This window comes from Acidovorax sp. LjRoot117 (genome assembly GCF_964252695.1).
GTDB lineage: Bacteria > Pseudomonadota > Gammaproteobacteria > Burkholderiales > Burkholderiaceae_C > Acidovorax.
The window spans coordinates 41,590-55,515 of sequence record NZ_CAXUPO020000001.1 but is presented as its reverse complement, the minus strand read 5'-3'; the positions used below and the strand labels follow the sequence as shown (position 1 = coordinate 55,515).

Genomic DNA, 13,926 nt, shown 5'->3' with positions numbered 1-13,926 from the left:
TGGACCTGCATCCTTCCCCATCCGTCCTCACCTGTCCGCATCGACGCAGCTCTCTAGACAGAGCTTTTTGACACCGCACGCGGGCCCTGCGGCCCGATACTGCGACATGCTCCCGCCCGCACCGCGCAGGCGCCGGCCCTGCATGCATGCGTGCTCGTCAGCGCAGGGCCCGGTGGGCCGGTGGCACCTCCTTATCATTCAGCCATGACACCAGCCGATATCCACGCCCACTTCGATCTTCAACGCCAGGCGAGCCGCGAGCACGTCGATGTGCCCCTGCTGGTACGCCGCGAGCGCCTGCTGCGCCTGTCCAAGATGCTGGACGAGAACGGACCGGTGCTGGCGGCGGCGGTGCAGGCCGACTTCGGCATGCGGTCGCCGCGCCTGACCGAGGTGGCGGATTTCTTCGTGCTGCGCACCCTGCTGTCGCACACGCTGAGCCATCTGGCCAAGTGGATGAAGCCGCGCAAGGTGCGCACGCCCATCTTCCTGCAGCCCGCCAGTGCCCACATCCAGCGCCAGCCGCTGGGCGTGGTGGGTGTGATTGCTCCGTGGAACTACCCCGTGCAACTGGCGCTGGCGCCGGCCATCACCGCGCTGGCGGCGGGCAACCGCGTGATGCTCAAGCCCAGCGAGCTCACGCCGCACACATCCGCCCAACTGGCCGCGCTGGTGGCGCAGTTCTTCACGCCGGACGAGTTCTGCGTGGTGCAGGGCGATGCCAATTTGTCGGCGCTGTTCGCGTCGCTGCCGTTCGACCACCTGGTGTTCACCGGCTCCACCGCCGTGGGCCGCAAGGTGGCGCAGGCCGCGGCCCAGCACCTCACGCCCACCACGCTGGAGCTGGGCGGCAAGTCGCCCTGCATCATCGACGGGCACTGCGACATGCAGGACGCGGCGCTCAAGATCGCGCACGGCAAGCTGCTCAACGCCGGGCAGACCTGCATCGCGCCCGACTACGTGCTGCTGCCGCGCGGGCGCGAGGGCGAGTTCGCCCAGGCCTACCGCACGGCCGTGGCGCGGCTGTTCCCCACCATCGAGGGCAACGGCGACTACGCCTCCATCATCACGCCGCGCCACCATGCCCGGCTGCGCACGATGCTGCAGCAGGCCCAGACGCAGGGCGCCGAGGTGCAGACCATCGACCCCGCCGCCGGCAAGCCCGCGGTGCCCACCGTGGGCACGCTGGGCGACGGCGCGAGCCGCCAGATGCTGCCCACGCTGGTGTTCGGCGCCACGTCGGCCATGCAGCTCATGCAGGAAGAGATCTTCGGGCCCATCCTGCCCGTGGTGTCGTACGAGCGGCTGGACGACGCCATCGCGCACATCAACGCCGGCCCGCGCCCGCTGGCGCTGTACTGGTTCGGCCAGAACGAAGCCGTGCGCGACGACGTGCTGCGCCACACGGTGAGCGGTGGCGTGACGGTGAACGACACGCTGATGCACATCGCCCACGACAACCTGCCGTTTGGCGGCGTGGGCGACAGCGGCTGGGGTGCCTACCATGGCGAGCAGGGCTTCTTGCGTTTTTGCCACCAGAAGTCGGTGCTGGTGCAGTCGCGCTGGTCGATGGGCTCGATGTTCTACCCGCCCTACGGCGCGAAGTTCGACCAGGTCATGGGGCTGCTGCGGCGCTGGCTGTAGCGCTGGTGGCCGCGCGCGCGACGTCATCGCCGCCTTCGCCGTCGTCATCGGGGTCTGCCGCAGCGGCGGCTGGAGTGGGCAGGTGCGGCTGCGTGATGAGCTGCACCATGGCGTCGCGCAGCTGGGTGGTGGATACGGGCTTGTGCAGCAGCAGGGCCGAGGTGGATTGCGCGTCCCGCAGGCGCTGGGGCGATGTGTCGCCCGTGAGGATGATCGCCGGCACGGGCGTGCCCAGGTAGGCGCGCAGGGCCTGCAGCACCTGCTTGCCGGTCTCCTCGTGGCGCAGGCGGAAGTCCGTGATGATCAGGTCGGGCACGATGTCGAGCGCTGGGTCTTCCAGGCACTCCAGCGCATCCTTGCTCGACTCGGCCGTGATGCACAGGCACCCCCAGCTTTGCAGCAGCGACTGCATGCCGGTGCGCACGGCCTCATCGTCGTCGATGGCCAGCACCTTGAGGCCGCTCAGGCTGCGCGCATCCGCAGACGGGGATGTGGCGGCGCTGTCGTCCTCCAGCGCGCCCTGCCAGCGGTCGAGCCACAGACGGAACACGGAGCCGCGGCCGGGGTGTGACAGGACCTCCACCGAAGTGCCCATCTCGCGCGCGAGCCGCTGCACGATGGCGAGGCCCAGGCCCAGGCCCTTGCGCCGGTCGCGCTCGGGATTGCCCAGCTGGTGGAATTCCCGAAAGATGTCTTCCCATTGGTGCTGCGGTATGCCGGCGCCGGTGTCCCACACCTCGAGCGCCAGGCGCTTGCCCCGCGTGCGGCACGCAATCAGCACGCCGCCGCGCGCGGTGTAGCGCAGGGCGTTGGAGATGAAGTTGTGCATGACCAGACCCACCAGGGCCCGGTCTGCATGCGCGGCGGCCGATGTCTCGCGGGTGCGGTACACCAGCCCGGCCGTGTCGGCCTGTACGCCGAACTCCTGCTCCAGCGCGCTCAGCAGCGGCTGCACCGCAAACGGCGCAGGGTGCACCTTGACCACCCCGGCCTCCAGGCGCGAGTAGTCGAGCAGCGTGGTGAGCATCTCGGCCGCGGCGCCCGATGCTGCGTGCGCATGGCCCAGCACGGTCCGCTGGTGGTCGCTCAGCGGGCTGCGCTGCAGCGATTCAAGGAACAGCCCCATGGCGTGCAGCGGCTGGCGCAGGTCGTGGCTGGCAGCCGCCAGAAAGCGGGACTTGTCGCGGTCGGCGCGCTCGGCGGCCTCTTGCGCTGCCAGCGCGCGCTGGGACTCGGCGCGCAGCTCGGTCACCAGCCGGTCGTTCTCGAGCTTGAGCGCGATGCTGCGCCGCGTGGCGCGGTCGGCCGTGCGCGCCTGCATGCAGGTCAATGCGAAGTAGACGCTGGTCAGGAAGAGCGCGGGCCACATCACCGTGCCGCCTTCCGCCGCCACCGCGATCATCACGCCGCCCATGGCGCAGGTGAGGTAGGTCACATAGGCCCGGTACAGCGGTGCGCCCAGTCCGAGCGCACCCGACGACACGGTGCTGATGATGCCGATGGCATAGATCACGCTCTCCTGCGTGCCCCAGTACAGCACCACATAGCCCAGGCTGCCCCAGCTGAGCCCCATCGCTGCCATGCAGGCAATCAGCTTGCGCGCCGCCTGGGGCGCAGGGTCGGTGAAGGGGGCGATGCTGCGCAGCGTGATGTACACCCCGAGCACCACCATGGCGTGCAAAACGAGCCAGATGGTGGTGGCCTGCGTGTCGGCCACGGGGGCCATGACCCACAGCGTACCGAGCGCCGTGGCCAGCGATGCCAGCAGCGTCATCGGGAAGTTCTGCCGCAGCAGGGCGGCCTGCTCGCGCAGCACCTCGTCGCGCTCCCACACCGGCCAGCCGGCCCGCGCCGCCCAGTCGCTCCAGCGTGGGGCTGGCGTGGCGGCCTGCTGGCCCGGCACGGCGTCAGAGGGTGTCATGGAGCTGCGGGGTGGACAGCCCCATGCGCTGCGCGGCCAGCAGCGCGGCGCTGCGGCTGTTGACGCCCAGCTGCGCAAAGATGGCGGCCACGTGCACGCGCACGGTGTTCTCGCTCAGGCCCAGGTCGCGGGCGATGACCTTGTTGGGCTTGCCGGTGCACAACAGGGCCAGCACCTCCAGTTGCCGCGCAGTGAGCGACGGCGCGTCCGGCGCGCGTGCCGCAGCGCCGTGCCTGTTGTGGATCGGAAAGCAGGGCTGGCCTGCCAGCGCACAGGTGATGGCGTCGAGGATGTCCTGCGCACTGGCCGACTTGAAGAGAAAACCGTCCGCACCCCGCGCGCGTGCCTCGTGGATCGCATCGGGCGCCACGCTGGCCGACACCAGCACGATGCGCGCGCGGGGGCAGGCCTGGCGCAGCGGGCGCAGGCCATCGAGGCCATTCATGCCGGGCAGCTGGATGTCCAGCAGCACCAGGTCGGTGTCCACGGCCTGCAGGGCGCAGGCTTCGGCGATCGAGCCCGCCTCGGCGATCTCTCCCACGCCGGCATGGTCCTGGACGATCAGGCGCAACCCGGTGCGAAAGAGGTTGTGGTCGTCCACGAGCAAGAGACGGGCAGTCATCCGGCAAGTATTACGCACAAAAAGCTGTTGTTGACTAGTCCATTTGTGCGATGGACGCCGGATAGGTCAATTTTTAGACTTTCCGTCAAGCATTGAAAAGCATCTTGTTGGAAGGCATCGATGGGGTGAAAACCAATGCGCACCTTTGTTTTTTCACATCCTGCACTTGAGAGGGACTCCAATGTCTGTGAATGCATCCATCCAAGGTTCTGCCACCGCTGCCAGCCGCCAGCCCCGCACCGATCGGCGTCCCGCACCCGGCGCCGCGTCCTGCGCCAACGGCCTGGGCGGTAATTCGGTGGACCTCATCGTCGAAGAAAACTGCCCGGGCATGCTCGCGTCGGCAGGTGTGGTGATCGAGCACCTCGACGCCCAGGCGGGCACCTGGCAGTTTTCCATCGACGATGGGCAGACCTGGCGCCCGGTGCGCACCGATCTCGTCAACCGCCCCGGCAACCTGGGCCTGGCGCTGGACCGTGACGCGCGGCTGCGCGTGCTGCCTTTTGGTGGCCACCGGGTCAGTGGTGTGCGGGTGGCCTTCCACACCGTGCAGCGCAGCCACGGGCAGGGCAACGGCAGCTACCGCGCGTACGCCAGCGACGACCGTGAAGACGGCTCGCGCACCGTGACCCTGGTGCTGGGCCTGGCGGCCATCAACGGCACACCGCCCGCTGTCCACGTGCCCCGCCCGCGCAACAAGCGCGCGCTGGTGCAGCGGGCTGCCGCAGCCGCTACGGCATCGTCATCCTCGGCGCTCACCGGCTCGATGGCGATGGCCTGAGACTCGGCTTTGCACACGCCCACAGCCCCGCGGAGGGTCTGCGCTGCCTGCCACAAAGTAGGCCCCCTGGGGGCGAATCTGAACGTTTGACGAGGGCAAAGCAGGGCCCTCTACGGGGTGAAAAACCGTTTGCGGCGACAATGCCGGTCCTTTCGTATTTTCATTCCCCGTTTTCGTTCGGTTTTTCCATGTCCAGTATCCAGGTTCGTCCCGCTACGCTTCGCGATGCAAAAGCCATCGCCCAGATCCATACCGTCTCTGCCCAAGAGGCCTACAAAGGGTTGGTGCCAGACGAGCAGTTGAAGTCCATGTCGTCGGTCGAAAAGCGCCAGGCCTACTGGCGCGAGGCCATTGAATATTGCGAACCGCAGGTCCAGGTCGCCATCGACGGCGAAAAGATCGTCGGTTTCGTGGGCTACGACCGTTCCCGCGATGAAAAGTCCCGCCCCACCACTGGTGAGATCTGGGCCATCTACGCCGCCCCCACGCACTGGAACCAGGGCGTGGGCCTGGCCCTGTGGGACGCCGCCCGTGACGGCCTTCAGGAAGAAGGCTGCACCAACGTGACGTCGTGGGTGCCGCTGCGCAACGAGCGCGCCCTGCGTTTTCACGAGATGGCCGGCTTCAAGCGTGAGCTGTCCACCGCCAAGACCGCCGTGATCGGCGGCGTCAAGATCGAAGAAGTGCGCCTGAAGCGCCCGATCAACGCCTGATGATTTGAAACCCCTCCCCGAGCCGCTGGGCGCGTTCCCTCCGCTTGCGCTGTGCAGCGCGGTGCGGGCACGGGAACGCTGTCGCCAGCCAGCGGTTCTGGCCCGGCACCCATGGCCCACGCCGTGCTGGTGCAACCTGTCAGTGGTACACGCAGCGCCGTGAAGGATTCCATGTCGACCTCTCTTCCCCTGATCGCGTGGACCCATCAAGGCGAGCCCCGGCAAGCCCAGTGGCGCTCCGAAAGCGGCGCTCCCGTGCCGCGCCGTGTCGTGACCGCCGATGACACCCTGGCCGCGGACACCGCCTTTCGCATGGCGGCCGAGGGCACGGGCCTGCTGTGGGAGGGCGACTTTCAGAACGCGCGCCACCTGCTGCAGGCACTGATGCGCCGGGCCGACCGCAAGCCGCGCAAGGCGGCCGCACGTTCGGCGCAGAAGCTGGCGGTGGCGACACCCGCAGAGGCCTTCCACCTGCACCGCCAGGCGCAGGCCCAGCGTGCCCGCGTGCTCGCGGCCATCCTGATCCCGCTCGAGGGTGACTACAGCATCGCGCTGCGCCGCGCGCCCGACTGGCGACAGGCCTGCACGGAGGCCTGGGGCCCTGCCACGGGCGAGCGGTCGGTGGCCACGCTGCGCGAGCTGCTGGGCCTGCTGGGCGCGCATGAATGGCGCAAGAAGGGCGTGGAAGTGCCTGCACTGGGTGCGGCGCCGCTCAACCGCATCCACCCGCACTACGGTGTGTTCTCGCCCGTGCGGGGCGAGTATGTGGACCTGATCGCCAACACACCCCTGCCGTCCAAAGAGCTGGCTTTCGACATCGGTGTCGGGACCGGCGTGCTGTCGGCGGTGCTGGCCCGCCGTGGCGTGCAGCGCATGGTGGCGACCGACCAGGACCCGCGTGCGCTGGCTTGCGCTCGCGACAACCTGCAGCGCCTGGGCGTGCTGCCCCGCGTGGAGCTGTTGCAGGCGGACCTGTTCCCACCCGGCCGTGCGCCGCTGGTGGTGTGCAACCCGCCCTGGCTGCCTGCCCGCGCCAATTCGCCCATCGAGCATGCGGTGTACGACGAAGGCAGCCGCATGTTGCGGGGCTTTCTGGCCGGGCTGGCCGACCACCTGGAGCCCGGCGGCGAAGGCTGGCTGATCCTGTCGGACTTGGCAGAGCACCTGGGCCTGCGCCCGCGCGACCAACTGCTGGGCTGGATCGCCGAGGCGGGCCTGGTGGTGCGCGGGCGGCACGATGTGAAGCCGCGCCATGCCAAGGCGGCGGATGCAGGCGATGCACTGCATGCGGCACGTGCGGCAGAGGTCACGTCGTTATGGCGGCTGGGCGCTGCTGCGTCCGCTTCCACTTCTGCTTCAGCTTCTGCTTCTGCTGCCTGACGGATCGACCGGCGGCCCTCTGCCGGTCGATGCGCTGATGGCCTGAAGCGCAGGGCTTGCGGGCTGGCCCCATCATCGACTTTCGTTGGTCGTGGGGGGGCTGCTCAGGTCAGTACCGCGGGCTGGGTGTTGTCGAAAGGCTTGAGAGCCACCGTGGCGGCCGCGGGCAGCAATTGTTCGAACCGCTCGCGCAGGCTGGCGGCGCGCTCCGCGCCTGCGGCCAGGGCCACTTCGTCGAACATGGCTTCGCCCACATCGAGCATGCTGTCCTGGTCCTTGGCTGCGCGCAGGGCTTCGCGAAACTGCTGCGCCATCACCGGGTCGCGGCGGGCGAACAGGCGCTCGCAGGTGTCGAACAAATACATCCGCGCGCCCGCCAGCGAACGCAGGGCTTCCGCGGGCTCCTGGCGCTGGGCTGCAGGGGTGGGGGCGGGTGATGCGGGCGGGCTGGCCGGGCTGGCCGGGGTTTTGCCAGCGGCGGTGTCTGGCGCCGGCGGCAGGTCGGCCGGGCCGGTGAGGTAGCCCTGCCGCATCAGGTTGTCCACGATCTGCGCACCAATGCCGTTGTACATGGCCTGCAGGTCCGACAGCGGCTTGCCATCGGCCAGCAGCAGCAGCGAGCGTTCGCGCAGGCTCAGGGTGCGCACGCCGGGGGACAGCTCCAGGCGGGCTTTGTCGGTTTTTTGCAGCAGCATGGCGCGTCCTTGTCACGGGTGATGGCCGCGATTGCATCACCCGGCGATGACGCTGTGATGACCCCGTGCCGCACAATGGCGGGCTGCCGTGATTGCCTTAATGGCCGCAGAAACCGCTGGATGTGCGATTGCTATATTTTTTATAGATGCTAGCGACCGTCTAATAAGCGGTAGAGCCCTTTTTATTTCATAGTCTGGCTGAACGCCTTGCCGTTCGCATTCCGTGCATGCCACGGGCGGCGGCCGGCGAGGCCCCCTGAACCGAACCGCGATGACCTTGCTGCTGGCCCCGATGGAGGGGCTTCTCGACTTTGTGCTGCGTGACGTGCTGACCCGCGTGGGCGGCGTGGACCGCTGCGTCTCGGAATTCATCCGCATCACGGGCACGCTGCTGCCAGACAAAGTGTTTCTGCGCTACGTGCCCGAGCTGCGCAACGGCAGCCGCACCCTGGCGGGGGTGCCGGTGCGCGCGCAGTTGCTGGGCTCCGACCCGGTCAGCATGGCCGAGAACGCCGCCCGCCTGGCGGCGCTGGGCCCGGAGGGGATCGACCTGAACTTCGGCTGCCCCGCCAAGGTCGTCAACCGCCATGGCGGTGGTGCGGCCTTGCTGCAAGACCCGGAAAGAATCGTCGCCGTGGTCGCTGCCGTGCGCCGCGCAGTGCCGGCGCAGCTGCCGGTGTCGGCCAAGATGCGCCTGGGCTTCAACGACACCGGCCTGATGCGCGAATGCGCCCAGGCCATGGAGGCCGGTGGCGCCTGTGAAATCGTGGTGCACGCGCGCACCAAGGCCGACGGCTACCGCCCGCCCGCCTACTGGGAGCACATCCCCGCGCTGCGCGCCTCGGTGCGCGTGTCGGTGGTGGCCAATGGCGAGATCTGGACGGTGGCCGACGCGCAGCGCTGCCGCGAGGTGTCGGGCTGCGGTGCACTCATGCTGGGCCGCGGCATCGTGGCCGACCCGGGGCTCGCCCGGGCCATTCGTGCGGCCGACGGAGGCCGGCCAGGCACGGACATCGTCACGTGGGCGGAACTGTTGCCGCACATAGCGGCGTTCTGGCGGCTGGTGTGCGATGACCTCGAGCCCCGCCAGCGGGCAGGGCGCCTCAAGCAATGGCTGAACCTTCTGCGCCGGCGCTTTCCCGAGGCCGAGGTGGCCTACCAGCACGTGCGCACGATGACCGACCAGCGCGCGATCACGGCCTGGGTGGCGGCCCAGCAGCCGTAGGCGCAAGCACCGCCGCTTTGGTTGCGGCCGGGTGCGGCCGGGTGCGTCAGAGCGCGTCAGAGCGCGTCAGAGCAGGTGATCGGGGGCGAGCGGTCCCAGCAACTGCAGCATCAGGCGCAGCGGGGCACTGGCGTCCGGCTCCGACGTCGCGTCGGGCAGCCCGCTGCCTTCGGGGGCGCGCCACACCAGGCGGCCGTCGTTCAGTTCGACATGCCAGGCAGCGTCCCGCAGCGCGCTGTCGATTTGCGCGGTGGCCCGGCGCGAGAGATCGCCGCTGCGGATCAGCAGTGCGATCTCGGTGTTCTGCCGTTGCGAGCGGATGTCAAGGTTCATCGAGCCGATGGCCAGCAGGCGCCCGTCCATGATGAGCAGCTTGGAATGCAGCATGGCGCGCGAGCTGCCCATCGAGCCGCCCGCGCTGCCGCCCTTGCCACCGCTGCTGCCGGTGGAGCCCAGAGAGCCGCTGAGCACGCCGGGCAGCTCGCTGCGCATCTCGTACAGCTCCACGCCCATGGCCAGCAGCTCGGTGCGATGGCGTGCGTAGCCTGCGTGGGCAATCGGCGCATCGTTGGAGGCCAGCGAATTGGTGAGCACGCGCACCCGCACGCCGCGCGCACGCGCTGCGGCAAACGCCTGCTTCATGTCGGGCCCTGGCACGAAGTACGGCGAGATGATGAGCAGATCGCGCTTCGTCTGCCCCATGAGCTGCAGCAGGCCGTCCACCACGGTGTCGGTCTGGGCCTCGCGCAGTTCACCCTCGCCCTCGCTCGCGGGGCGGTCGGCCGGCGGTGCATCGCGCGCGGGGGCTGTGAAGGCCGTGCTGGCCGGTGCGGTGGCCGAAGCCGAGGGCGGCGCAGGCGCTGCGGACGAGGCGCCTGCCCGTGCCGTGACCGCTGGCGCTCCCCCAGTCGCGATGGATAGGGGCGTGGCTTTTGCCGGTGCCTTTTCTGGCAGCGTGGGGGTCGATGCGCCATCTGGCGGGATCTTGGCGGGTTTGTCCACCAGCACCGCCGCGGGCGCCCAGGTGAACTGTGCCTGGGCGAGGTCCATGGGCTGCTGGTCCCAGATGCGCGCGCGCTGGGTGGCGGTGGCGCGGCGTCCGTCGGCGGCCGGCTGGTTGTCCGGCGCCAGCGTGCCCCCCTGGCCCTTGATGCGCTCTTGCTGCGCCGCGTCGGTGGTGCGCATGCGTTCGCGCAGTGCATCCAGCTCTTCGCGGGTGATGAGGGACTGCACCGGGTAGGCACGCTCGTTGTTCCAGTAGCTGTCGAAGCTGCGCGAGAGGTCCTGCACGATGGGCCCCGCGGCCAGCACGTCCAGGTCGACGAAGTTGCCCGAATCGGCATTGCCAAAATACGCATCGCCCAGGTTGCGCCCGCCGGTCACACCCATGGCGTTGTCAGCAATGAAGAGCTTGTTGTGCATGCGCTGCTGCACGCGCGAGAAATCGCCGATCACGCTGAACATGCGCCCGATGGGTGAGCCCCGCGCGCCGGTGAGCGGGTTGAACATGCGCATCTCGATGTTCGGCACGAATGCCAGGCGCATCACCTGCGCATCGCGGCCAGTGCTGTGAAAATCGTCGAGCAGCACGCGCACGCGCACGCCGCGCTGGGCCGCGGACACCACGCTGAGCAACAGCCGTTCGCTGCTCGCATCGGCATGGATCGCGTAGTACTGCAGATCCAGGGTCTTCTGCGCGGCATCCACCAGCGCCAGGCGGCTGCCGTAGGCGGCCTGCGGGCCGCTGAGCAGCAGGAACCCGGAAGGATGGCGGCCGCCCAAGGCGGCACGCCGCTCGTCCACCAACTGGCCCAGTGCCGTACCCGCAGGAGAGGGCAGCGCGCTCGAGACCGGTCTGTCCACATCCTTGGGCAGACCGGCGCAACCCGTGATGGCCCCGGCAAGCAGCACGGCCAGGAGGGCCAGCCATCCATAGCGGGCGGTGGCGGTCAGAAAGGCGGGGGCTGTGTGCGTGCGCGGCATGGCGCGATTGTGACCGCGCACCGCGTGCCGTGCCTGTCGGACGCCGCGCCTACCCACCCATCGCCATCGGACGGCAGACACAAGCGTTCAGCCGTTGCTGGCTTCAGCGGCCCGACCGCCGTCCAGGCCGGTCACCGCCCTCCGTACTATTACCAGCTCACTTCCCGATCGGGCGTGGAACTGATCTTGTGGACCGACAGGTCGGCACCATCGAACTCCTCTTCCTGGGTGAGCCGCAGGCCCACGGTGTTCTTCAGGATGCCGTACACCACGAACCCGCCCACCAGCGCCCACACCACGCCCAGGGTGCTGCCGATCAGCTGCGCCGAGAAGCTCACGCCGCCCAGGCCCCCCAGCGCCTTGGTGCCGAAGATGCCCGCGGCCAGCCCGCCCCAGGTGCCGCACAAGCCGTGCAAAGGCCACACGCCCAGCACATCGTCGATCTTCCACTTGTTCTGCGTGAGGGTGAACATCAGCACAAAGATCGCACCCGCCACAGCGCCCACCACCAGAGCGCCCAGCGGGTGCATCAGGTCGGAGCCAGCGCACACGGCCACCAGGCCGGCGAGCGGGCCGTTGTGCACGAAGCCGGGGTCGTTCTTGCCCAACACCAACGCGGCCAGCGTACCTCCCACCATCGCCATCAGGGAGTTCACAGCGACCAGGCCCGAAAGCTTGTCCACCGTCTGCGCGCTCATCACGTTGAACCCGAACCAGCCCACCACCAGCACCCAGGCCCCCAGTGCCAGGAACGGAATGTTGGACGGCGGGTGCGCCGAGATCGCCCCGTCCTTGCGGTACCGGTTGGCGCGCGAGCCCAGCAGGATCACCGCGGGCAGCGCGATCCAGCCGCCCATGGCATGCACCACGATGGAGCCTGCAAAGTCATGGAATTCCTCACCGGTCAGGCCCTTGATCCAGGCCTGCACCCCGAAGTGCTGGTTCCAGGCGATGCCTTCGAAAAAGGGGTACACAAAGCCGACGATCACCGCCGTTGCCATCAGTTGAGGCCAGAATTTTGCGCGTTCTGCAATGCCACCCGACACGATGGCCGGAATGGCCGCGGCAAAAGTCAGCAGGAAGAAGAATTTGACCAGTGAATAGCCGCTTTGCTGGACCAGCGATTCCGCACCCACAAAGAAGTGCGTTCCGTAAGCCACGCTGTAGCCCACCACGAAGTACACCACGGTGGACACCGAGAAATCCACCAGGATCTTGACCAGCGCATTGACCTGGTTCTTCTTGCGGACCGTGCCCAGTTCGAGAAAGGCAAATCCGGCATGCATGGCCAGCACCATGATGGCGCCCAGGAGAATGAACAAGGCGTCCGTGCCCTGTTTGAGTGCTTCCATAACTTCCTCTTGCGTTGAATTGATCTTCTTTGGTGCGTCTCCAAGTCTGCCGACCAGAAACGCACCAAATCAAAGCAAGAAGCAGGCCTAAATGGTGTATTATTTGCACCATTTCGGTCGGAGAAGTTAGGAAAGCGCGCCTAATGTTGCTTACGCGGTACAAGGAGTGGAGGCGCGATCCGCATGGGGCTCTGTGTGTGCAACTGCAATATTAGCTAGCGAAGTGCTTAGCTATGGTCTAAAGCTACGGCAGCGATTTGTGCATGGCTGGGGCAGCGGAGTTCTTTTGGTCCAGCTAACCTTACCAGGTGCTAAAAGTGATTACGTCCTTTTATCGACGCAACTATGCGCAGGTCGGCGCCCACCATATCTACGGATCTGAATTCCAGGTAAAGCCCATCAGCAAGTGCAGCCAACGGACCGAAATCAGCCATGGGAGCACCGAGACCTAGCCACCGAGGTGCGAGATAGATCAGCAATTCATCAACCAGACCTTCACGGATGAAGGATCCGTTCAGTTTGTGGCCTGCCTCAATGTGGAGTTCATTGATGCCTTTTTGCGCCAGGTCTTGTAGCATGGCAGACAAGTCCACCTTGCCTTCGGCGTTGGGCAGATAGGTGACATGGATGCCTTTGGCTTCCAGGGCGAACTGCTTGGCGGTGTTCTCAATTGCCGCGTAGATGTAGCAGTTTCGGCCTTCAATGAAGAGATTTGCGTCAAGAGGAGTAAGCAGCCTGCTATCCACAACGACCACATGTGGCTGTCGCACTGTGTCAATCTCCCGCACGTCGAGGCGTGGGTTGTCATCTAGAACAGTGCCAATGCCCGTTAACACAGCGCAAGCTCGTGAACGCCAAGCATGTCCATCTGCGCGAGCGGCGGGCGAAGTTATCCACTGACTGACACCATTTTCCAATGCGGTCGTTCCGTCCAGCGAAGCCGCTACCTTAATTCGTACCCAAGGAATATTGCGAACCATTTGATCGGAAAATTCGTTGCGCACGGAAATGTAAATTCTTTCTGAAGCATGTTTGATGCAGCGAGACTTGGGATTTTACATAGGATAAATAGATTTCTATTGACCTATTGCTATTTTTTGGAAAATCGCCCAAATTGCTTTGAGATATAAATTGCCTATTAAGAGTGTATTATTTGCCCCAGCAATCAACATTATAGCCCGCGTCGCCTGATGTCTTACTTGCGGCGCCCCTTAGCCCCGTACTGCTCAGAGTATAGGTGCCACACTTGTCGCTAGCCTGAGGACCATTTTTGGGCGTTGCAGTCAACGTATAGGCAGTGGCCGTGTTACTAGCTGCTATAGCAATAGCATAGCGCTTGTTGCTGTCAGAAGCCCAAGTCAGCGCAGTTGGCAAAGATGCGGTGGGATAACTGCCCGTCGCTGTTGCCGCTCGCTCAAGCCACTGCTGCGCCTGAAGGAGGCCAGCACGCGCTTCTGCACGGTGACCACGGCGAACATATTCTTGGTAGCTTGGATAGGCAATTGCCGAGAGCACGCCAACTATGGCTACAGTAACCATCAATTCAATTAGCGTAAAGCCTCGTGAATTATATGGTGATAATTTGTTCTTCATAATAATTTTCACTTGTT

Annotated in this window: 11 protein-coding genes and 1 pseudogene; 5 read left to right on the top strand and 7 right to left on the bottom strand. The window is 66.5% G+C overall.

Annotated elements, in window-relative coordinates; translation table 11 throughout:
• Positions 1–204 precede the first annotated feature (204 nt).
• Positions 205–1,644, top strand: a complete 1,440-nt coding sequence (locus ACSQ3D_RS00255; protein ID WP_436125539.1) for a coniferyl aldehyde dehydrogenase — start codon at positions 205–207, stop codon at positions 1,642–1,644.
• Here the strand turns inward: ACSQ3D_RS00255 and ACSQ3D_RS00250 are convergent.
• Complete coding sequence (locus tag ACSQ3D_RS00250) at positions 1,616–3,565, bottom strand: hybrid sensor histidine kinase/response regulator (protein WP_436125538.1); 1,950 nt, start codon at positions 3,563–3,565, stop codon at positions 1,616–1,618. The two genes, ACSQ3D_RS00255 and ACSQ3D_RS00250, sit on opposite strands and share 29 nt — an antisense overlap.
• Positions 3,552–4,187, bottom strand: coding sequence for a response regulator (locus tag ACSQ3D_RS00245; protein ID WP_436125537.1), 636 nt, complete (start codon positions 4,185–4,187; stop codon positions 3,552–3,554). Before ACSQ3D_RS00245 ends, ACSQ3D_RS00250 begins: the two co-directional genes overlap by 14 nt.
• A gap of 181 nt (positions 4,188–4,368) precedes the next feature.
• On the opposite strand from ACSQ3D_RS00245, the gene ACSQ3D_RS00240 reads away from it, so the two are divergent.
• The 3 genes from ACSQ3D_RS00240 to ACSQ3D_RS00230 all read left to right on the top strand — a co-directional run bounded on the left by ACSQ3D_RS00240 (position 4,369) and on the right by ACSQ3D_RS00230 (position 7,061).
• The gene (locus ACSQ3D_RS00240; RefSeq protein WP_436125536.1) at positions 4,369–4,968 is read left to right on the top strand and encodes a hypothetical protein; all 600 of its coding nucleotides are present in this window, start codon (positions 4,369–4,371) and stop codon (positions 4,966–4,968) included.
• A 188-nt stretch (positions 4,969–5,156) separates the two neighbouring features.
• On the top strand, positions 5,157–5,681 hold the full coding sequence (locus ACSQ3D_RS00235) for a GNAT family N-acetyltransferase (protein WP_056162314.1): 525 nt from the start codon (positions 5,157–5,159) through the stop codon (positions 5,679–5,681).
• Positions 5,682–5,852: 171 nt separating this feature from the next.
• Positions 5,853–7,061: a methyltransferase gene (locus tag ACSQ3D_RS00230; protein ID WP_436125535.1), complete on the top strand. Its 1,209-nt coding sequence runs from the start codon at positions 5,853–5,855 to the stop codon at positions 7,059–7,061.
• Positions 7,062–7,165: 104 nt separating this feature from the next.
• Here the strand turns inward: ACSQ3D_RS00230 and ACSQ3D_RS00225 are convergent, their stop codons facing one another.
• The gene (locus tag ACSQ3D_RS00225; RefSeq protein ID WP_436125534.1) at positions 7,166–7,756 is read right to left on the bottom strand and encodes a hypothetical protein; all 591 of its coding nucleotides are present in this window, start codon (positions 7,754–7,756) and stop codon (positions 7,166–7,168) included.
• Positions 7,757–8,027: 271 nt separating this feature from the next.
• Between ACSQ3D_RS00225 and ACSQ3D_RS00220 the strand changes: the two genes are divergently transcribed.
• Entirely contained in the window at positions 8,028–8,981 is a 954-nt protein-coding gene (locus ACSQ3D_RS00220) for a tRNA dihydrouridine synthase (protein ID WP_436125533.1), read from the top strand.
• A 66-nt stretch (positions 8,982–9,047) separates the two neighbouring features.
• Here the strand turns inward: ACSQ3D_RS00220 and ACSQ3D_RS00215 are convergent, their stop codons facing one another.
• The 4 genes and pseudogenes from ACSQ3D_RS00215 to ACSQ3D_RS00200 all read right to left on the bottom strand — a co-directional run bounded on the left by ACSQ3D_RS00215 (position 9,048) and on the right by ACSQ3D_RS00200 (position 13,909).
• Positions 9,048–10,964 (bottom strand): phospholipase D family protein, encoded by a 1,917-nt coding sequence (locus tag ACSQ3D_RS00215; protein ID WP_436125532.1) that lies wholly within the window; start codon positions 10,962–10,964, stop codon positions 9,048–9,050.
• A 149-nt stretch (positions 10,965–11,113) separates the two neighbouring features.
• A complete protein-coding gene (locus tag ACSQ3D_RS00210) occupies positions 11,114–12,316 on the bottom strand; it encodes an ammonium transporter (protein ID WP_056420999.1) in 1,203 nt (400 codons plus the stop codon).
• A gap of 311 nt (positions 12,317–12,627) precedes the next feature.
• Positions 12,628–13,308 (bottom strand): annotated as a pseudogene (locus tag ACSQ3D_RS00205) (RibD family protein); the annotation flags it as partial.
• 157 nt (positions 13,309–13,465) lie between these two features.
• Positions 13,466–13,909, bottom strand: coding sequence for a type IV pilin protein (locus ACSQ3D_RS00200; RefSeq protein WP_436126155.1), 444 nt, complete (start codon positions 13,907–13,909; stop codon positions 13,466–13,468).
• Between the last annotated feature and the right edge of the window lie 17 nt (positions 13,910–13,926).